At 43.2% G+C, this 19,795-nt stretch carries 16 protein-coding genes; all 16 read left to right on the top strand.

Annotated features, from left to right (window positions below):
* The first annotated feature begins 64 nt into the window (after positions 1-64).
* Positions 65-805: a hypothetical protein gene (locus VFA52_04650; GenBank protein HZS43447.1), complete on the top strand. Its 741-nt coding sequence runs from the start codon at positions 65-67 to the stop codon at positions 803-805.
* Between the two features lie 357 nt (positions 806-1,162).
* On the top strand, positions 1,163-1,840 hold the full coding sequence (locus VFA52_04645) for a hypothetical protein (protein HZS43446.1): 678 nt from the start codon (positions 1,163-1,165) through the stop codon (positions 1,838-1,840).
* Between the two features lie 32 nt (positions 1,841-1,872).
* A complete protein-coding gene (locus VFA52_04640) occupies positions 1,873-2,265 on the top strand; it encodes a hypothetical protein (protein ID HZS43445.1) in 393 nt (130 codons plus the stop codon).
* Between the two features lie 102 nt (positions 2,266-2,367).
* The gene (locus tag VFA52_04635) at positions 2,368-2,826 is read left to right on the top strand and encodes an endonuclease domain-containing protein (protein ID HZS43444.1); all 459 of its coding nucleotides are present in this window, start codon (positions 2,368-2,370) and stop codon (positions 2,824-2,826) included.
* 145 nt (positions 2,827-2,971) lie between these two features.
* A complete protein-coding gene (locus VFA52_04630; protein ID HZS43443.1) occupies positions 2,972-3,463 on the top strand; it encodes a hypothetical protein in 492 nt (163 codons plus the stop codon).
* A gap of 46 nt (positions 3,464-3,509) precedes the next feature.
* The gene (locus VFA52_04625) at positions 3,510-4,040 is read left to right on the top strand and encodes a hypothetical protein (GenBank protein HZS43442.1); all 531 of its coding nucleotides are present in this window, start codon (positions 3,510-3,512) and stop codon (positions 4,038-4,040) included.
* A 66-nt stretch (positions 4,041-4,106) separates the two neighbouring features.
* Positions 4,107-4,553, top strand: coding sequence for a hypothetical protein (locus VFA52_04620; protein ID HZS43441.1), 447 nt, complete (start codon positions 4,107-4,109; stop codon positions 4,551-4,553).
* Complete coding sequence (locus tag VFA52_04615) at positions 4,546-5,625, top strand: hypothetical protein (GenBank protein HZS43440.1); 1,080 nt, start codon at positions 4,546-4,548, stop codon at positions 5,623-5,625. The genes VFA52_04620 and VFA52_04615 overlap by 8 nt, the downstream gene beginning before the upstream one ends.
* A 3-nt stretch (positions 5,626-5,628) precedes the next feature.
* Complete coding sequence (locus tag VFA52_04610; protein HZS43439.1) at positions 5,629-6,342, top strand: hypothetical protein; 714 nt, start codon at positions 5,629-5,631, stop codon at positions 6,340-6,342.
* Positions 6,342-9,761 carry a hypothetical protein gene (locus tag VFA52_04605; GenBank protein ID HZS43438.1) on the top strand — a complete coding sequence of 1,140 codons (3,420 nt, stop codon included), beginning with the start codon at positions 6,342-6,344 and terminating at the stop codon, positions 9,759-9,761. Before VFA52_04610 ends, VFA52_04605 begins: the two co-directional genes overlap by 1 nt.
* Positions 9,761-11,596 carry a hypothetical protein gene (locus VFA52_04600; GenBank protein HZS43437.1) on the top strand — a complete coding sequence of 612 codons (1,836 nt, stop codon included), beginning with the start codon at positions 9,761-9,763 and terminating at the stop codon, positions 11,594-11,596. The genes VFA52_04605 and VFA52_04600 overlap by 1 nt, the downstream gene beginning before the upstream one ends.
* The gene (locus VFA52_04595; protein ID HZS43436.1) at positions 11,597-12,010 is read left to right on the top strand and encodes a hypothetical protein; all 414 of its coding nucleotides are present in this window, start codon (positions 11,597-11,599) and stop codon (positions 12,008-12,010) included.
* Positions 12,011-12,036: 26 nt separating this feature from the next.
* A complete protein-coding gene (locus tag VFA52_04590) occupies positions 12,037-12,708 on the top strand; it encodes a hypothetical protein (GenBank protein ID HZS43435.1) in 672 nt (223 codons plus the stop codon).
* 4 nt (positions 12,709-12,712) lie between these two features.
* Positions 12,713-15,052 (top strand): hypothetical protein, encoded by a 2,340-nt coding sequence (locus tag VFA52_04585; GenBank protein ID HZS43434.1) that lies wholly within the window; start codon positions 12,713-12,715, stop codon positions 15,050-15,052.
* 26 nt (positions 15,053-15,078) lie between these two features.
* Entirely contained in the window at positions 15,079-19,485 is a 4,407-nt protein-coding gene (locus tag VFA52_04580; protein ID HZS43433.1) for a hypothetical protein, read from the top strand.
* A gap of 117 nt (positions 19,486-19,602) precedes the next feature.
* Positions 19,603-19,794, top strand: coding sequence for a hypothetical protein (locus tag VFA52_04575; protein ID HZS43432.1), 192 nt, complete (start codon positions 19,603-19,605; stop codon positions 19,792-19,794).
* Position 19,795 lies beyond the last annotated feature (1 nt).

The following is a 19,795-nucleotide window of genomic DNA, read 5'->3' as shown; positions in this document are numbered from 1 at the left end:
AGACATTGTATATTGCCTTAAGGCAGAAGAGGAACTAGAAGTGCAAAGAAAATCTTGGCCGTATGTGGCCGGAATATTGGATGCCGAAGGAACTATTGTTATTGGCGAAACAAACGGTGGTTTTTATTCTAAAATAAAAATTTCCAACACCAACAAAAAGTTAATGAAGTGGTTGGTTCAAAATTTTGGAAATGTTTTTTATAAAAACCTAAATTCAAGAAGTAATAGAAGTGTTTTATATGAATGGAATTGTTTAGCCAATCAACAAGAGGCTTTTCTTTTAGGCGTTTTGCCGTTTTTATTGGTTAAGAAACCTCAAGCTTTGACTTTGCTTGAGTTCAGAAGAACCGAATCGTTGGAAGAAAAAAAGAAGTTGTGCGACAGAATAAAACAGCAGAATCAGCGTCTTATTGAGAATAAAACTTCTTTTATTAATTCTCATAACAAAGACCGTTTTAAATATGCTGCCGGATATATGGATGGAGACGGTGGTTTTTATTTCGGAGATTCGAGCCATACAAGAATATATCTAACGAGCATAGATTTTATAATTATAAAATGGTTTTTAGCTAATTTTGGCGGTAAATTCTATAAATACAATTCTTCTAATGAAAATCATTCTGACTACTTTAGGTGGGTTCTTAGCGGACGGAAAAATAAAAAGTTGTTTTTGCTTGGAACTATCCCGTACATGATTTTGAAGAGGGAGCAAGCAAAAAATCTTTTACAAATTATAGATTCTAGTTCTGTTCAAACGACTAATACACGTGAGATTTCCTCGTCGGAAATCAAGAAAGAGTCTTAACTTATTGGTGACAATAAGAGCTTAATTTCTGTGAAGAAAATTAACTAAAAACATTTAATCAGGCTGGCCAAAGCATCTCTCAGTTATACGCTGCCGTTGCAGACAGCGCAGCAACTGTAGATTCTCAGGTAAACCAAAGCAGCTTGTTAACCTCTCCATTTGTTTTGGATTTGGCTACGTTACGTGAATTGAAACAGCAGTTAGTTTCAAAGAACGTACTACCAAACCGAAATGGAAGGTTCGCAGGAGTTATTTCGCCTAACGTTTTGGGCGATATTTTCAACTCGACCACAGTGAACAACTCCATCAACTAAGGTGGACATTTAACGAAAGTTAAATTGAATAAATCAGTTCTAATTGACTCGAACCCTGGGATGGGAACGAGGGCCAAGCGAGACGACGCAGGCTGAGAGAACAAACGAACTGACTCCCAATAGGGAGATGCAATGTTCCGTTCTTGTGAGAATCATTCTTTTGATTGGAGAAAAATTCGGTCGTTTACTAGTTATCAAAAAAGCGTTTTCCAAACATGGACGCTCTCGTTGGATTTGTCAGTGCGATTGTGGTAAAACTTATAACGTTTTAGGTCACAACCTTCGCAAGGGAAAAACTAAAAGTTGTGGATGCTTGCGAAAAGAGTCGGCACGTAATTTAATCAGTTTCGCCAAGGAAAAAAACTTTTTAAGTCCTGGCGAAGCGGCCTTTAACGTTATGTATTATACGTACAAACAGCACGCAAATGAACGAGGATTGGATTTTAGTTTGGAAAAAGATAGTTTTCGGCATTTAACACAAATGAATTGTTATTATTGCGGAGACGAGCCGAAGGATTTTTTCAAGCCTAAAGCTCCTAATGGCGGATACCTAAGTAACGGAATAGACCGAAAAGATAACGCGATGGGATATACAATTGAAAATTGTGTTCCATGTTGTCGAATCTGCAATCAAATGAAAAGTAATAAATCATACGAAGATTTTATTACTCGTTGTTGGAAAATCACAAGAGGCCACAAGCCCTCTACTTTGGTAGAGTAACAACAAGCGTTGACCTGTGGAAATATGCAAATATGGATAAGTTCGATAAAATCGCTGGCGCAGACCAGAAGATGGACATCGAACTTCCCGGCACTTCTATCGTATTACGACAGACGCCTTTCGTAACTACGACGCCTAATTATTCTGGAACGACAAGCACCGCATATCGTACCTATATCTTCGGACAGTACGCAATGATTGGTGTTTGGCAGAATGTACCAGGCGATACCGATTTGGGAGACGGAGATTGGCGCACTATTGACTGCAAGGTAGTTGAGAATGCACCAGCGTCTGCGTTTGACCCGGTTGGTACAATCGGAAGCTGGTGTTCTTATAGATTCCACCAGACGGTAACTCTACCGCCTGCTCGTGGGGCAAACACTCAGCGCCTTCGCTTCATAGATAGCGTACCTGCTATTCAGTAGTAACTTCTTTTTTTTCAATAACTTACAGACGAGTTAGTTACTCGTCTTAGTCGAGGGGCGCTCTTATGACGCGCTCCTCGGCGTTTTTCATAGGGAATAATAATGCAATTACCCGATTCTCTTAGTTTAGCTGGGTTAAAGCCGGGAACCAAGGAATATGCTCGAATGACGGGTCGTAGATATTACTATCGTCACCGTGACAAGGAAAAGGCCCGCACTAAAATTTGGCGATTGTCTAATCCCGATAAATATAAAAAATGGGTTGAGAAAAACAGAATTAAATTAATACAAGCGGCTCGGCGACATGACCATCAAGTTACCTCTGAATGGTTTGAATTAAAATTGAAACAACAAAACGGTCGGTGTGCCATTTGTAATAAAATTCCAAAAAGATTTGATATAGACCACAACCATTCCTGTTGTCAAGGAAGGAAAAGTTGTCATAAATGTAATCGTGGTTTGCTATGTCGAAGTTGTAATACTTTTATAGGGTTGGCAAAAGAATCTACAGATTTTCTTTTGTCCGCTATTAATTATCTACAACAGTATAATAAGGATTGATATGGCTTATATAAAGCCCCCACTGCAAAATTTGCCTAATCCTTGGGAAGGAAGGCACGATTTCAAGGTCACGCGAGAAACAATAAGAAAACTTCTCGCGGGCGGCACCCCCAATTGGGTGAAGTGGCCGAAAGACTATAGAGCAATGGCTCAGGAGGCGTACTTAGCTGATAAAGAAGTATCAGATAAGATGATGTCTCAGTTCAAGATGGAAGACCAAGAGCTTCTGTTGAATGAACAGGCGCGTAAGGTCAATCCAATACGTACTAGAGATTTCATTGATAAGTTACGCAGAAACGGAGTCAAGTGCTACACCATTGATAACGGCTTCCCACCGTCAACAGTGGCACTATGGGCTTTCAAACCAGGAACTGATTGTGTCGTACCAGTGTGCTATCTCCAAGTGCCCGCCATGTACGAATGGTCAGTCCTGCGACTCGACAAACGCGGATTGCCTAATGGAGAGGCATTTCGCGGTTGGCGAACAGTCGAATCCGAACTTATCAAGAAAGGAATCATCTCGGAAGAAAAAGCTAACGAGATTTTTGGTAGGGTGGTTGATGGAGAAGTCAGCCATAGATTCCGAAGAACTATGTACTATTTTCGTAATAGGCGAGAATTAGCATACAGTTCTTAAAGGTCCGTGACCTATATTTTTGGGCCGTGCCCAAGAGGAAAAATCAATGAGTGATAATCAAAATAAAGCCCCTCAATCACCCGACAAGGCAGTATCGTCGGATTTGCTTCAAAGTCTTGTTCAGCTTCTTCTAGAGGAACGACGCGAAGCATTAGAAAGAAGAGAGGAGGCCAAAAAAGCGTTTGAGGCTAGGCGAAAGCAAAGGGAAATAAACGCCGCGCAGAACTTAGCCGATTTAAATCGCATACAATCAATTTGTAGTCATAGAAAAGGCGGAAAAGGGCTAAAAGGACCTAAAGTAGATTATGCCGTCTCATTCCATACTTTTATCAATGGCGAGAGTTACATTCGTTGTCTGATTTGTGGTATGAAGTGGAAGAACCGAGACACCCAAGAGTTTTTGTATCGTCGCGGTAAGAAGATTCCTAATCATACGGGAATGGGTTGGCGCGAGGCATATAACATGGTTCTAGATAGTTCTAACACCGCAACATCATCTGAAGTACAATTGACAGCAACAACGGAACCTTATGAAATTCCAGATTTTGAAAAGAGTCCGCATGCGGTTGAAATCTAAAACATGGGGGCTGATTTACGTCAGCCCCATATTTCACAGATAAATTTTAAGTCGAGTTGGCTAAAAATGGAAATTACGGATTTGGAAAAAAGAGTGGCTCTTTTAGAGCAGAAAGTAAAGAGCTATGAAAAAGATTCTCGTCGCGGTTTGGCAGGTCCTATTGGACCTCGCGGACCTCAGGGACCTCAGGGACCTCAAGGCGAGCGAGGAATCCAAGGAGATAAAGGCGACACAGGTCCGCAAGGTCCGCAAGGTCCGAAAGGTGACACAGGTCCGCAAGGTCCGAAAGGCGACACAGGTCCGCAAGGTCCGCAAGGTCCGAAAGGCGATAAAGGCGATAGAGGCGACATAGGTCCACAAGGTCCGAAAGGCGATAAGGGAGAACCAGGAAGGGACGGCAAAGACGGACTTTCGGGGCCGAGAGGGCCAGCGGGAAACATTGAAGCCGCAGTTCAGGCGGCGATTGATGCCGTTATGAAACTTTTGAAAGAAAAAGGGTTGATAAATGGCTAATTCTCAGAGCACGTTGACGCTACAACAGATGTTGGATAAAATTTTGCCGCTAGGTGATATAAAACCAGTTTTGGCGGATGTTGCTGCGTATCAACTAGAACCATTTGTTACAATTTGTTCTGACGTATACGCAGAAATAGTAGGATTGCCGTTTCCTCATAAATGGAATGAAATAAAACTTCCTCAGTTTTATACAAACAGTTTTCAGCAAGATTATGCTCTTGTTAATTTAGACGGTTCTAGCGTATATAATATTGAATGGCTCGCTCAAGGAATAGCCGTAGAAATTAGTTCTTCCGCTCAACCGAAACCGTGGGGATATGTGGAATGTGGAAGAAGCCAAAGCCAAGCAACTGGAAGTTTATTACAGCCGATGAATTGGTCTTGGCCAACGTTTACTGCTAATTTACTTTATAACTATATGCAGTATTATGGAACTTGGGGTGCGGCGAACACCGGAAATAAAACTTTTGGAAACAACCCAGGTCCAAACTCTGTTTATACGTCGCCGCTTGCTGGAACAACGCAACAAGCCAATCCAATAACTCAAATCCAAGATACAAATGGAAATTTTCAGGTAGTTACTGTATATGGAACATGTGGAAGTACTCAACCTATTTGGCCAGCACCTAACGCTGCGCCAGGAACGCAAACTGTTGATGGAACTACTGTTTGGACAGTTGTTGACCCGAACGGCCTCGGTGTAAGGATTTTGCCAGTTCCATCTCAGACGGGCGTAGTGTTTCAGTTTAATTTAATCGGCCAGAAGCCAGCAATTCAGTTTACAAGTCTCGACCAAACATTCGACCCATTTCCCGACAAATACCAAAGTTATTTGAGGCAGGGAATTATTGCTCAGTGTTATAGATACAGCAGCGACCCTAAGGTTCAGGCTAAGTTTGAAAAAAATTATCAACTTTGGCAAAAGAGTTTATTAGACCTTAGAGAACTTGAAGACCGAGAACTCGAAGAGTATAGATTTGTTCCCGAAAGAACTATATTTGGCGCTGGAACAACTGGTCGAGTAAGTTATGTAGGTCCGGCGTATCCGTTCAATTATCCGTGGAGATAAACAGTGGCAAATCTTCTTAGCGATACTATTAATTATATTCGCCCGTTTTGTCGCTATCAAGAGGCGAATATCGGTACAAATAACATGCCTATTATAGGCATTGCGAATATAGTTCGGAACGTCATATTAGCTGCGCCGATGAGATGGAATTTTAATCGTTCGGAAAATTCATCTTATACTTTATCTACAGGTGTTCAAGATTATACTTTAGCTATATCAGATTTTGGATATTTGGAAAGAGCGTCGGTAAAAGACCCAGATGATGGGAAGTTTTATGAAATACCCGACGTTTTAAATAACGCTTCTTTGGCGCGGTCTAGTTTGCCCACTGGCCGTCCTCAGACAGTTTCTATACATAACATATCCGGCCCAATTTTAAGGTTTTCTGCGGTTCCAAATAAAAATTATTCGTTGTATTTAGTTTATCAGAAAGTTGCATCACAATTTGTAGCAATATCAGACCAATGGTCTCCGATTCCCGATACGCTTTCGGATGTTTATAACAATTTGTGTTTAGGTTATTACATGGACAGTTGTCAAGACCCAAGAGCGCCACAATATATAAGCAAAGGTATTGCCAGTTTATTGGCGCGTCAGAGCGGTTTATCAGAAATGGATAAGGCCATATTTGCCCAAAGTTATATGAATTTGAATTCAGCTTTTATAACTCAGGGCTTGGAAACACAACAAGGTCGTCAAGCACAGGCGGTTAGATAATGGTTGGATTATTTGAAAGCGCGGGAGCACAGCCACGTAATCCATCTCGTGGAAAGCCAATTCATGTTGCGAGAATGGAAACGGGTTTATTCACAAACAGAAATGCCCTTCATGACCCTGCCCAATATGTTATTTCAAAATTTTATGGCGGTTACATTGACGCTTTAATTGACGGAAGTAACATGGAAGTTTCAAATCAATTAAGTTTGATTCGACGCCCAGGCTTATCAAGATGGTCTAGTGTGGCAATACCAGACCAAGTGAATTGGTTCTATAATTGGAGAACCTTAACTCAAGGTTTGAAGGTTATAGTAGACACTGCAACCGCTACCTATCTTCAAACTCCTACAACACAGCTACAATTGTTTACTAAATCTGCGGGCGCGGGGCAGGGATATTATCAAGGCGTCGCAGATACTCTTTATTATGGCGACGGCATAGACCTTCAGAAAGTTCAAGTTAACGGAAATAACAAGATAGGTCCGTATAATTGGGGAATTGCAGCCCCTACGTCTGCGCCCACAGTAACTGAAAAAACCGTAACGGCTGGAACGACGTGGGTAGCCAACACTGTTTGGTCAACGATGGGTATTATTTTTGACGCTACATCTGGAACTTTACAGCAGCTAATTTCCGTTAATGCGTCAGGAACAAATACTACTCAATTCGGAACGTCTGGAACAGGCGAACCCGCGTGGAATTTGACTCCCGGAAATACTACGTCTGATGGAACAGTAACTTGGACTAATTTTGGTCCCGTTAGATTGTGGAAAGCTAATCAACTTTATAATAACTTTAATGTGGGCGGAACTCTTACAAATCCTTGTATGATTTACGACCCTACCACAAACACTTTACAAGGAAATACAAACGCCGGAAACGCTCAAGGAACTTCTGGAACATCCAAACCTGCTTTTAATGCAACTGCTGGTGGAAACACATACGACCCAATTGGGGATGCTCCACCAGGTGTAAAATGGGTTGCCATACCGCCCAATGTGCCTCGAACTATTGATGGTGTCGGAAAATGGGCTAAGAATACTGCATATACTAAATGGGGCGTTTCGGGTTCGACAGCATTTTCTGCGGTTCTCGTTCCTTATACGCTCCCGCCGCCGAACGGGGACGGCTCTCTAGGAAAATCCGACATATTTTTAATGGTTTGTACGACCGCTGGAACGTCTTCTAACACTCCCGTTCAACCACATTTTTCATCGGTTGCCGGAACGCCGACTCCAGACGGTGATTTGATTTGGATGAGCTTGGGTTCGGCTACTTATCAAAGTTCTCATGCTTATACCGCATGGACAGTTCAAGGAGCCGTATTTTCTGCGATAAAAGATTCTAATAATAATATCCAAGTATGTACAACGTCGGGAACGACGGACGTTGCGGCCAATGCGCCAGGAACAACAATAAGCGGAACTATAACAGTGGCCAATGCTGTTGGAGGCAACACGGTTTATACGCTTCCTTCTTCTCAAAGTTTTACAACAGGCCGTCCTGTAGTTATTTCTGGTTTTACAAATGCTGCGAACAACGGTACGTTCAATGTTGTAAGTTCTTCGGGAACCTCTCTTACGGTTAATAATTCGGCTGGAGTGGCCGAAACAAGCGCGGCAACCGTTGTTTATAATCCATTTGGAACAGCATACGGACAATCAACACAAGATGGCTCTGTTGTTTGGGTTTGTGTGGGGAATTCCATGACTTGGGCTGCGAGCACAAAATGGTATTTGCCTAGCGCGGGTTTTGTTCCTCCCGTGGGTTCCGTAACTTATGGCGGAGCATCCGTAATAGATTCAAACAATAATATTCAGTCTGTTATAGCCAGCGGTTTAGGCGGAGCGTCTGCGCCATCTTGGAGCACGGGAATAGGAAATACTACCACTGATAACGCCGCAACATGGATTAATGTGGGAGCAGCTTCGGCAAATTTCTTTACTTGGACTAAAGGTTATCAATACGCATATTCATTTTCGGCTAGAACATCGAATGACCAATTCAATACTACCACTCCGCCTGGTTGGGGATTGCTTCCGAACACGGGCGGCCCGCTAGGACCGCCAACGGGTTCTAAGTCTGGAGGCGTTTCAACTGCATCGCCTTTGGCGACTATTACAGGGCCTAACGGAGGAACTGGAGCGGCCAACTTCTTGCAAGGAGTAGGCTCTACCGACCCACAAGTGGATACAATTATTATTTGGCGAACCTTGGATGGCGGCAGTACATTGTTTTTCTTAACGGAAATTCCGAATCCCGCGCCAAACGGAAACAATCCAGGAAATTGGTCTTTTACTGATTTTCTTTCGGATTCTGTGGTTAATGAATTGATTCCTGCGCCAATTAATCATCAGAATGACCCGCCGCCCGCTGGATTTTTACCGATGGCGTATCATTTTGAAAGGATTTGGGGAGCGGTTGGAAATTTTGTTTTCTGTTCGGGCGGACCTGATGTTCAAACAGGAAATCCTAACGAGTCATTTGACCCCGCAAATTTTTTCGAGTTTCCTAGCCCTGTTACGCGCATAGTTCCCACGGCAACAGGAATTTTGATTTTCTTGACTTCGGATATATACGCCATTCAGGGCGGGCCTGTGTTTGACACATTTTTTCCGACTCCGATGATTCCGGGAGTGGGTTTATTGCATTTCAATGCTTTGGATGTTTATGGCGGGGTTATTTTTATGTACACCGCCGACAACCAACTTATGAGCATTGACCCAAGTAGCGGAGTGAATCGAATTGGCGGACCGATTGCGGATAAATTGCAGTTGTTCGACGCTTCTAAAGTATATGTGACGGTACATCAAAGCGGAAATGATAATGCCGTTTTTGTTTCGGACGGGCAAACGGGATGGTACAGATTAAATCCGAATCAATTTCCGAACGGAAATGCAGTTTGGAGTCCGTTTGCCATGATTACAAATGGAGCGGGAGCGGTTCAATCCATAGAAGTATCTCCAGGAATACATAGATTGTTGGTTGGAGGTATTGGAAATAATACTCACATTTTACAAAGAGACTTTAGCACTTATCAGGATGACGGAACAAATTATACTTGTTTCTTCACTATGGGAAGCATTAATTTAGTTCATCCAGGTCAAATTGCAGGTCTTACTTTTATAAATGTTAGAGCTACTAGAGTCGGAAGTTCTCCGACCGTCTCTTTTTTGCTGAACGAGATAAACGGAACGTTTACAACTTTTCCTGAGTCTCAGCCATATCCTTGGCAGATTTATGGAAGTACCTTACAGCCGACAAGTCTTTATTCAAACGCTTATTATTTCAGGCCGACAGGAGTTCCCGCTTTGGCGGAACATTTGCAGGTTAAAGTAAGTTTTCCAGCCGAAAATTTTGCTAATGAAGTTTTGACGTTAACTATTTTCGGAGTTATCGAACAGCCTCCAGAGGAATAATGAAACTATCTGATTTTTATCCTAATTTCGATAATTGGGTTTCGGCCTCTTCTGATTCTGCGGGACCAAAGCCTCAAATTCCTGACTCAACAACTCAAGTAAATCCGTTTTTAGCCGCGACGGTGCCGCTGCCTTTGCAATATTCTCCCGACTCCTTACGTCAGTATAATAGGCCGGGATTATCAAGTTTTAGGGTTTCGCCTTTATCGCCTAGTTCTTTTCCGTCTATTAACAGTGCGTCTGCAAGCGTAACCAAGACCATTGTTCAAAATAGCGGCAGCGGTCTGCTTTTAAAAACAAACGGAATAGTTAATCCAAATCAAAGTGTGGCAAATTTTCAAGGCACGGGATTATCTATCACATCAGATAGCAGCGGTAATATATCGTTCGTAAGTACTGCGACTGGCGACGGTATAACTCATGGGACTCTTCCGTGGGAATATGACTCGGCCTATGTCATTTTAAGGGATGATTTCTCCAATCTATATAATGGTAGCTTAGACCCCGCAAACGTTAGTGCCCAAATTGGCGAATTGGGGTGGATAAGTACATTTGCATCGGGCATCACTACGCCTCAAACTACCAGCTATGTCTTTCCTTATTTTGGAACTTTTAGTTGGGAAAACAGTACGTCCGCCAATAGTGTTGGCGGATATATTATAAATAGCGTTACTATAAATTCAGCAGGTGTGCCTCAAGTAGCGTGGCCTTTATTGGACTATCCAGGTTGGAAATTGACTTTTGTTTGGAAAGTAGATAGCAGCACGCAGTTTGCGTTTTCAAAAGCAAAAAAGAGTTTGTATGTAGGTCTTTGTGGTAATTTTATTAATAATCTAGCAAATGGGGTTGGTCGGCCTGATGTATTTATGGGCGTCCGTTATGATACGAGCGCCACACCGGGAACACTTACTCTTTCATCTGTTGCGACATCATCGGGCGGAAATGCGACTTATACAGGAACCATTACTGGAGGAGCTAACGGAGCCTATAACGGTATTACTTTTACAGTATCGGGCTTCACTAACGGTGTTAATAACGGAACATTTGTGTGTGTGGGCAGTTCTACCACAACATTAACCTTAGCTAATGCATCTGCCGTTGCTGAAAGCCATGCCGCTACTGCATCGGGAACGGGGTTGAATGACACCAATTATACATTTGAAGTCGTTTCAAATAGGAGCTATACGACAGGCAGCCCTAGACATAATCTTCAAGGTCAAACTTTTATAACTCCGTTTACTCCTACTCAAGGAACTTGGTACAGATTAGAAATTACTAGCACTGCCGTGGGCCAAGTAACTATTTCTATGACCGATGGTAACCAAATAATTTCACAAAATTTTACTGTGCCTTTATTTACTATACTTACAAATGGGGCTATTACGGCTGGCGCATCTATAACTTCGGTAGGTACTTCAACTAATATCGGCTTGGTTAGTAACAGTCCATTATCCGCAACTAGTAATGTACTGACTAATGCAAGTGCGGCTCCTTTCGGACCCGGAAGTAAAGTTACTTTTGCGAATCTTCCGGGGGCGGCTTCTGTTCTTAATGGGCAAACTGTAACTTTAATTCCAAACGCAGAGTCTTCTAATAGGAATTTAACTTTTAATACAACTATTGCTTCATTTGCAAGCACTAACTTAGCGAGTAACTCTTCTGTAATTGGATACCCGGCTTATCAGCCATATTTTGCTTTTGGTAACGATGATACGACAAGTCCGGCAGGAAGTTCTATGCGATTTTTTATGGATTACTTTTCTTTTGTTTGGAATCCAAATTTCGGACCTAACGCGCCGGGCGTTCCAAATTCAGTTAAACCGAGGTATTGGTAAATGAGATTGGAGGCGTCCACAGTTAAGGACATCACTAAGTTAGTAGAATGGATTTCTAACGACTCTTATCATAAGGATTGTTTAAACCCTGAATGGTGGCTGACAGGCAACGGATTATTGAGTTTTTGTATTTACGACGACAACGGACCAACAATGTTTGCGAGAGTTGAAAAAGAGGGAGATTTATTGCGTTTACACTGTCAATTTGGGCCTGAAACGGAAGTTAGTAAATCTCGGACTATCAAATCCCTGTTGTGGGCAATTCCTATAATGGAAAGTCTGGCAAGACAAAACAATTTGGATGGATTGATATATAAATCAACCCACTCATCACTAATCAAATTTATGCATAAGAAATTCGGTTTTACCGAAATTGATTCAAACGACCACGTACTATTTTTCGAGGAAAGTTAATGTGCGGACCTAGTAGCGAAGAAACAATGGCTCAAGCGCAGCAAGCATCGCTCGCTTCTAGCTTGGCGGCAAATTTTAATGAGAATTTTAAAAATCAGAGCGATATTTTGGGAAAGCTCAATGCAATGTGGACGCCCATTGCTGCGGCAGGACCCGTCCAAACAGGAATGGGCGCGGCAGAATTGGCTGCACTAACAACAGGGGCCACCGAAGGCGTTGCTCAAGAATATGCCAAAGCTGGACAGGCTTTACGAACCACCTTGGCGGCTCGCGGCGGCGGTCAAGAGTTTTTGCCTAGCGGAGCTAGAGAATCTCTAGAATCAAGTTTGGCTAGTGCTGCCGCTTCTGAAGCGGCCCGTCAAAAACAGGCCATAACTTTACAGAACTATAATTTGGGTAGACAGAATTGGTTGGCTGCAACGGCTGGATTGCATCAGTTAGCGTCTCAATATAACCCTCTAGGATTTGCTGGCGCGGCGCAGCAAGGGTTTTCAAGTTCGTTCGATATGGCTAATAAAATAGCTCAACAAAGAAGCCAAAAGCAAGCCATGCTTGGAGGCTTGATTGGTTCGGGCCTGATGGATTTGGCCACTTTTGGCGCTGGCGGCCTTGCCAATTTAGGCGCAGGTGAAACTTTCGGAGAAGGAGTGGGAGATTTCTTTAAAGGCGGGTTAAATGCCTTAACGGGACAGGGATAAAAATATGCTAGACCCAAAAGTTAATCCGGCAGGAACGTTATCACAATTGCCCGGAGATAATCCATTAATACAAAATATATTGAGACCGCAAGATGCTGTTTCAACGTTGGCGTCTCCTACATTAGTTGATACAGGCTCAGAACCTTTCACTCCTTTAGCTCCTGCGGTAAAATCTTCTATTCCTTTGGCTCCTCAAGAAACTCAAATTCCACAACGTTTGCCCGTTTCAGGCGGAGCATCACTCGGACAAATTATTGCAACCAAAGGCCAAATTCTGCCTCACGTTCAAGCGATAGGCGACAGCATAAACAGAACAATCAGGTCCAACCCAGAAGTTGCGGCCAAGCCGGGCGGAATTATGAGAGCCGTAGTTGGCGGAGCTTTGGACGCGCTTAAAGGTGTCGGACAATCCATAGGCGATGTTGCGGCAGTCGGTACTGTTCCGGCAGGAGCAGGTGCGCTTACGGGATTTGCTCGAACGATGGCTGCTAGAAATCAGAGACTGTCCCAAGAGAAGCTTTTAAAGACCGAAGAAGATAAAAACAGAGCTTTGATGGCTGAATCTGCGGTCAGGAGAATGCACGAACAGCGATTGGTAAGTAAATTAGATATGGAAGCAAAGCAGGCTTCGGTGGATTCCGGTCTTCGACAAATTCAACTTTACAGGAGTTTGCCGAATCCTGTGCCCGTTCTAGGCGACCATCTCGACAGCGATGAAATTAATCAATATTTAAAAGAAGGAAAACTCGACCCTACAAAAGAGACGGCAATTCCTGATGGATTAAAAACGGTGGGGGAGGATGAGAACGGAAACCCCATTGTTCGCACGACCTATACTTTAATGGGCATTCCGAAGGAAGTTACACTCAATGAAAGTTTACCAGGATATAAAGATGTGTTGGATGAATTAAATAAATATAATCCTCCCGCCCCCGGACAAAAATGGAAGGAAGGACAAACATTTTCAGGGGAGCAATTTAATTTGATGATGCAACACGCTGCGGATGTTCGCGCCGCAACGAAAGCCCGTAACCAAGAATTGATTGACTCTAAGATGGCGGATGAAAAAATGGTTCTAGATTTGGAAGCCGTCAATTTTCGAGGAGTCGAAGATTGGGTTAACGCCTTATCCCACAATAATGGAGACGTTATGGCAGCTAGAAATGCCATGCTTGCAAACCCTCAAATGAGGGCGAAATATCCTAATTTAGATAACGATTTACGCAAGTATTATGGTCAAGATGATAAAGGAAACTATTTTTTTGATAAACTTCTTGAAAAATATCAAGAAAAATTAGGCAAAAATGATACCGATTTAACCGATTTACAGAAAAAGTTAGATGGCGCTCACGGGGCCGAGGCTGCTGCGATAGCTTCGGGAATCCAATCTAGAATAGACGACCCCAACACTCCTAAAGAAATCGTTCCTAAATTACAACAAATGCTTAAACAGGCAACGGCACAATCAGCGGCATCTCTCGCTTTTCAAGAGAAATCGGCAGAAGTTACTAGACAAGCCGAAAGAACAGAAATGCAAAAAGATATAGAGCCTGCCGCGCAATCTATCGCCAATGGAGATTTGACTGATTTGAAGGATATTACTACGGCATTTAAAGGTAATCAGAGACTACTTCTTTATAACAGAGTTAAAGAACTGAATCCTAAATTTAATATATCCGCGTTAAAGCGTCAAATAAAAATAATGGATGATTATACGACGGGTTCGGAAGGCAAACAATTACAATCATTTGGAACTTTTTTGAGGCACGCCGGTGAAGCTGCCGATGTAATTGGGAACCTTCAGTTAACGGATGTTAAATTAGCTAATAAACCGTTGGTGTGGTGGAAAAAGAATATTTCTAGCGACCCTAGGTTTACTTCATATATGACGGCTCTAGAACCTGTGCGAAAAGAGTTTGAAGGATTTTTATTGGGGGGAAGGGCGCTTTATGCGGAAGACCGAAAAGCGGCGGAAACGATACTTTCAGATGATAGTACTCCGTCCCAAGTTGGGGCCGCATTGAAACAGATGGGAAGAACTGTTCAAGCAAGATACGGAGAAATGAACCAAAGGTTTAAAAATCAAATGGGTAAAAACATTTCACAACTTGTTGGACCTTTATCCGAGGACGCACTTGAAGGCGCTAAAAAAATTGGTTTGCCTGTCCAGGATAATGACTTATTGTCAATGAGTTCTGCTTCTCCTGATGCTCAAGCAAAATCTAGTTTGCCCGCTCCTCCTCCGGGGAGAATTTATATTAAAACTCCAAGCGGAACCATTATGACCATTCCTCAGAATCAAAAAGATGCGGCGGTTGCCAATGGAGCTACGGTAATTCAATAATGGAAGACCAAATACAGAATCAAAATTTGGTGATGCAAGACCAAACGCAGAATCAAAATGAGCCTGAGCAGTTGGATATTTCAAAACAATATCCAAGCGCCACGAGAGTAGAGAATGGTGTTGCGTACGACGCGACAGGTAAAGCATTAGGTCCTGTCGCAGTTTCTGCTGTTTCAGCGCCTTCTACTGCGGCATCGGTGCATAAAGACGATAATTTTTTCCTCAAATTAGGGGCGGAACCAACACAAATACTGCAATCACAGCCTTCAAAACCCGATGATTTTTTTATGAAACTCGGCGGCAGTGTTGTTCAGACTGAGCAGCCACGGTCTATTAGTCTTTGGGAAGCCCTTAATAAGCCTGTTGGCGGCGATTTTGATGCGAATAAAAGAGTATATCAAAAATTTAACCAAATGATAACAGATTGGTTAGCTCTTCACGAACCCGAAAAATTGCCGGAATGGGCGAGACAAGCTTCTATTATCGCTGCGAGAGCACCGGCGGATATTATAGGGGCGGGCGTTGAGTCGGCAAGAAGAACTTTATCTCCTCTTGGAATTATGACTTTGGGTTTGGGACCCTTAGCGAAGGGACTCATTTCCGAGGCTCCCGTTTTAATTAAAGGAGGCGTGGGAGCATTAGAAGCGGCAACTGCGGGAGGATTTACTGTGGCGGGAGTGCAACAGGCTTTATCTAAAGGCCCTGAAGGAGAAACCCCGCTAGAGTCTTTTGAGCGTCGAGTATCAGGAGCGGGTCAAGCTTTATTGGGAGTGTTGGGAACTGCTGTTGGCTTACATGAGACAGTAAAACCTTCTACAGATTCCGTTTTAAATAAAGTAGAAAAACACTTCAGTAATAATGATTATAAAGAGGGTTTGAATTTATTAGGAAAAACCGAAATTCCTAATACCATGAAATCTCACGCAGCAACTATTATTTCAAAAGGAACCGTAGCAGACGCTGCGAATTCGTCGTGGAAAACACGAGTAAATGATGCTATGGCCGCGTCTAAACAAGCCGATGAAGCCCGTGAGGCGGCGCATGCGGCAGAACAGGCGGAGCTAAACGGAACGGGAACACGAGAACAAACCATAGAAGCGTATAATAAAGCATCCGAAGCAGCCAAAAATGCAGACAAAGCCATTGATGCGATGAACAAAGCTTCGGAAAATCGCGCCAAAGCGGCGGTAGATGCTTTGAACGCAGTTAAAGCAGCTAAAAGAGCATTTATGGCTCCTAAGATAGTCAAAAACATAGCAACAGTTAAAGAAAACTTTAAAAAGGCTTTTCCTCCGACTTCGCGGGCACCTTACACCGACCAAGATTTAGATGTGGCTCTTTCTCACATCTCCGATTATCATGCTCAGGAAAATATAAGTGATGCCGAGCAACTTCACGACGCATTAAATCGTGCGGAAAATAGAATTGATAATGAGATTGCCAAAGCATCTGCGCCGCATTTGAATCAGCCTATTGCCACAAATCCTACTTTAGATGTTGCTGCGGCTTTGAAGCCTGCCGATTTATTGGAATCGGGGTGGTTAGAACGCGGATTAAATTCCATCGAAGATTTTAATTTGAAGGATATGACAATTGGCGAAGCTCAAGAATTAATTACTAGACTTAACGACCAATTGCGCGGAATTCGTAGAAAAAATCTTTGGGATTGGAGAACAGCTATTTCTAACAGTCCTGAATATGCAGCTAAGGCGGCTTTGGTTGATAGTTTGAGAAAGGGTGTAGCTGAATCGTTGGAAAATTTAGGGGTTTCTGACGTGGCTAAGGCTAGGCTTGAACAAAAGGCTGTAATTAACGTTCGTGACGCGATAGAATCAAAACTTTCTAGAGCAAAGCAGCAAGTTCGAGGAACAGCCAAAACAACTCCGTTTAGGGAATTTTTGTCGAATCAGGCTCGACGCGCGGGCGCAGGCGTAGGAGCGATATTAGGTCGAGGAGCGGGCCACGCGATTCTTGGATGGGAATTCGGAGGAGCGGCAGGAGAAAAATTGGGAAATCTTATTTCTCCGTCCGATTTAACAAGAGATAGAATTGCTGCGGAGGCGGCAAATATTTCGGGAGATATAAATACAAGATTGGCTCAAATTACGACGTCTCCTGCGAGACCGTTACCTTGGGAAAGTCTTCCTCCTCCTGTTTTGAGCGTGTTATCCGCCGACGATATAAGACAATTATTGCGGGAATCCTCTCAATTACACGCGGATTTAGCATCTCATTATGGCGAATATGTCGGAGATACTAGTTACGCAGATTTAGAACAGAGATTTTTAGAGGATGTAGCCAACAAAAAATTACACGGCGTCGAGTTAGATTCTGCCGAGAAAAAATTGCTGTCAAATTTCAATAATCAAAATTTGGCGGATGACGAACTGATTAGAAAGGCCACACAAAAAGCACAAGAAAATGCCGCTGAACAGACCGTTCCTACTGCTACGCTGCCTAAGAACGCCGAACCGTTATTGCATCCTGATATTGAATTTCATAACAATCTTGATACTCAATCTGCGTTAGCGCATGATATAGTGCATAATATCATTGCGAAAATGCGCGGTATTCCTATGCTCGATGAAGTTTGGTCGCACGAGCATCCCGAAATTGGGGACAATGTAATGCTTGCGCCCGTTGATTGGGACGCGGAATTCGGGGACAGGCAAGGCGGCTTCGACTTAGAAAAAGCCGCTAAGAGAATAGACGACATCGCAGATGTGTATGTGGCGGGCGCTGTAGCCAATGATTTGTGGCATGACGTTCCGTTTACAGAGAACGAACATGCTGGCGCAGATATAGCGGCTTTGAGAAAATTTCTTCAAGACGCGGGATTGTCAGATGCGGAAGCTTCTAGAGTTATAGCGGCTGCTGCGGAAAGGGTTCGTGCTGACTTGTCTAGACCGGGAATGAAAGAATTCGTTGAAAGCCACGCATCAGTAAGAGAACCCGGCCTTGACAGAAGTTTACATATCAGCAAAGATAGAATGAATCAAATTTACAAAGATTTGGGATTAGGAGAGAAAAATGAACCAAGTAACAAGCAGCTTGCAGGGCAGCCTGAGCGACATGCTGAAAAAGTTGAGCCAACAACTAAAACAGGCGGAGCCGAAGCAGAAACAGGTGTTCAAGGACGCCCTACTGAAGAGTCAGACCAATCTCCCGAAACCTCTAGGACAGGAGAAGGGACTGCTGAAACAACAGGAGGCCCCAGCGCCAGCATTGCCAAGCCCGAACAACCCGCCTTTTCTAGAGTAGCGGAACTTCCGTTGAAGCACGAGTATCGAGCGCAGATAAAAAGGCAGGGAGAAGAAAAACCCATAATTGAAATTATTCCTGCCCATTCTAGCCATGAAGTATTTGATATTGCTAGAGAAAAATATCCCGATGCCGTAGCTATTGATGTGGGAGAGCCGAAGCCACCAGCATTTGAAGATAAATACGCGGTACCTAAGAAAAAAATTCTTTCGTTGCCTATGCATCGTATTCCCTCAAGAATCCCAATAGAAATTATAAAACACGAACTAGGTCATGCTCTTGTGGGAACTAAAGAAGGCGTGGGTTTAAATGGCATGCTAAGGCATACGTATCCAAAAATGGGCAAGAATTTTATCGCCGCCGTTGATTGGAAAACCGAAGGTCTTTTTGAACCCGGCCCGCACGGCCCTATATTAAAACCTGACAAGGTTATGCCTGTAATAAGGGCCGTTATGGGCGGCATAGCTGCGGATGAAGTTTTTAACAACATTCCACGAAATGAAAATCATAATTTTAATTCAATGCTTACGAGACAGGATTCTGATGGAGGCATGGCTCTAAGATTTCTAAAAGAGGTAGGATACGATAATACCTCAGCCCTAGATGTAATAAATAAAGCCATAGATGAAAATAAACAGTTCTTGACAAACAAGCACGTATCGGACATAATTAATGAGAATGCAGGAGTAAGAGAAGAGGGCTTATCCGAGCAATATCATTACAGCCCGCAACGCATACAACAGATGTATAATGAAATTGTGAGGAGGCAGAATGCAGAACAAGCAGCAGGACCAGCAGAACAAAACGCTGACTACGGAAGAACTAATGGAGAAGGCGATAGAGAGCGCAAAACGGATGTCGCCCGAACAGAAGCGGCAAGTGAGGCAGCAAATAGACAAAGAACTGAATCGGTAAGACCTGAGTCTCCTGCTTTTTCAATTCCAAAAGAAAGAACCACGGGAAACCCCGAACACGACGCTGCAATTAAGGAAGGCGGAGGCGTGCCTGCTGGAGTTATGCGCGGCGACCCTCAGATAGGACTTCCTGAATTAACCTTATTCCACGACCCGCAAACAGGAACTACCTTAGCCCTGAAAACGGCGGATGGAATAGACTCTGAAAAAGTACGTCGAAAACTAGAAGACAGCCGTGCCCAATATGCGAAAAAATAGAAGAAAAGAAAATTAGTGAATTGAGCAAATATGACCAAGCCGCCGCAATATAGGAAATGGTCACAAAGTAAGAAGTTTTTATAACAATATTATAGACCCGTCTAAAATCCTGATGACGTGACCGTGGATACTCATGCGGTTGCTGCGGCCACGCTGATGCCTTTAGGTGCTGATTCCCCGGAAGTTAAAGATAACTTCGGCGCTGCGGGAGAATCTAATTACACTGGTGTTGTCGGAAATTATCCGTTATACGTTGAAGCATATCGCCGAGCCGCTAAAGAACTTGGCCTTCTGAATTGCAATCCGTAGT

The sequence above is a fragment of the Candidatus Paceibacterota bacterium genome (assembly GCA_035652395.1).
Taxonomy (GTDB): Bacteria; Patescibacteriota; Minisyncoccia; order Phycocordibacterales; family CAJBRS01; genus JADGRH01.
This window is presented reverse-complemented; position numbering and strand designations above follow the sequence as displayed.

Bases quoted from the DNA above. Each gene is read 5' to 3' on its own strand.
- VFA52_04640 (HZS43445.1), top strand. From the start codon at position 1,873: ATGGATAAGTTCGATAAAATCGCTGGCGCAGACCAGAAGATGGACATC.
- VFA52_04635 (HZS43444.1), top strand. From the start codon at position 2,368: ATGCAATTACCCGATTCTCTTAGTTTAGCTGGGTTAAAGCCGGGAACC.
- VFA52_04630 (HZS43443.1), top strand. From the start codon at position 2,972: ATGGCTCAGGAGGCGTACTTAGCTGATAAAGAAGTATCAGATAAGATG.
- VFA52_04625 (HZS43442.1), top strand. From the start codon at position 3,510: ATGAGTGATAATCAAAATAAAGCCCCTCAATCACCCGACAAGGCAGTA.
- VFA52_04620 (HZS43441.1), top strand. From the start codon at position 4,107: ATGGAAATTACGGATTTGGAAAAAAGAGTGGCTCTTTTAGAGCAGAAA.
- VFA52_04615 (HZS43440.1), top strand. From the start codon at position 4,546: ATGGCTAATTCTCAGAGCACGTTGACGCTACAACAGATGTTGGATAAA.
- VFA52_04605 (HZS43438.1), top strand. From the start codon at position 6,342: ATGGTTGGATTATTTGAAAGCGCGGGAGCACAGCCACGTAATCCATCT.
- VFA52_04600 (HZS43437.1), top strand. From the start codon at position 9,761: ATGAAACTATCTGATTTTTATCCTAATTTCGATAATTGGGTTTCGGCC.
- VFA52_04595 (HZS43436.1), top strand. From the start codon at position 11,597: ATGAGATTGGAGGCGTCCACAGTTAAGGACATCACTAAGTTAGTAGAA.
- VFA52_04590 (HZS43435.1), top strand. From the start codon at position 12,037: ATGGCTCAAGCGCAGCAAGCATCGCTCGCTTCTAGCTTGGCGGCAAAT.
- VFA52_04585 (HZS43434.1), top strand. From the start codon at position 12,713: ATGCTAGACCCAAAAGTTAATCCGGCAGGAACGTTATCACAATTGCCC.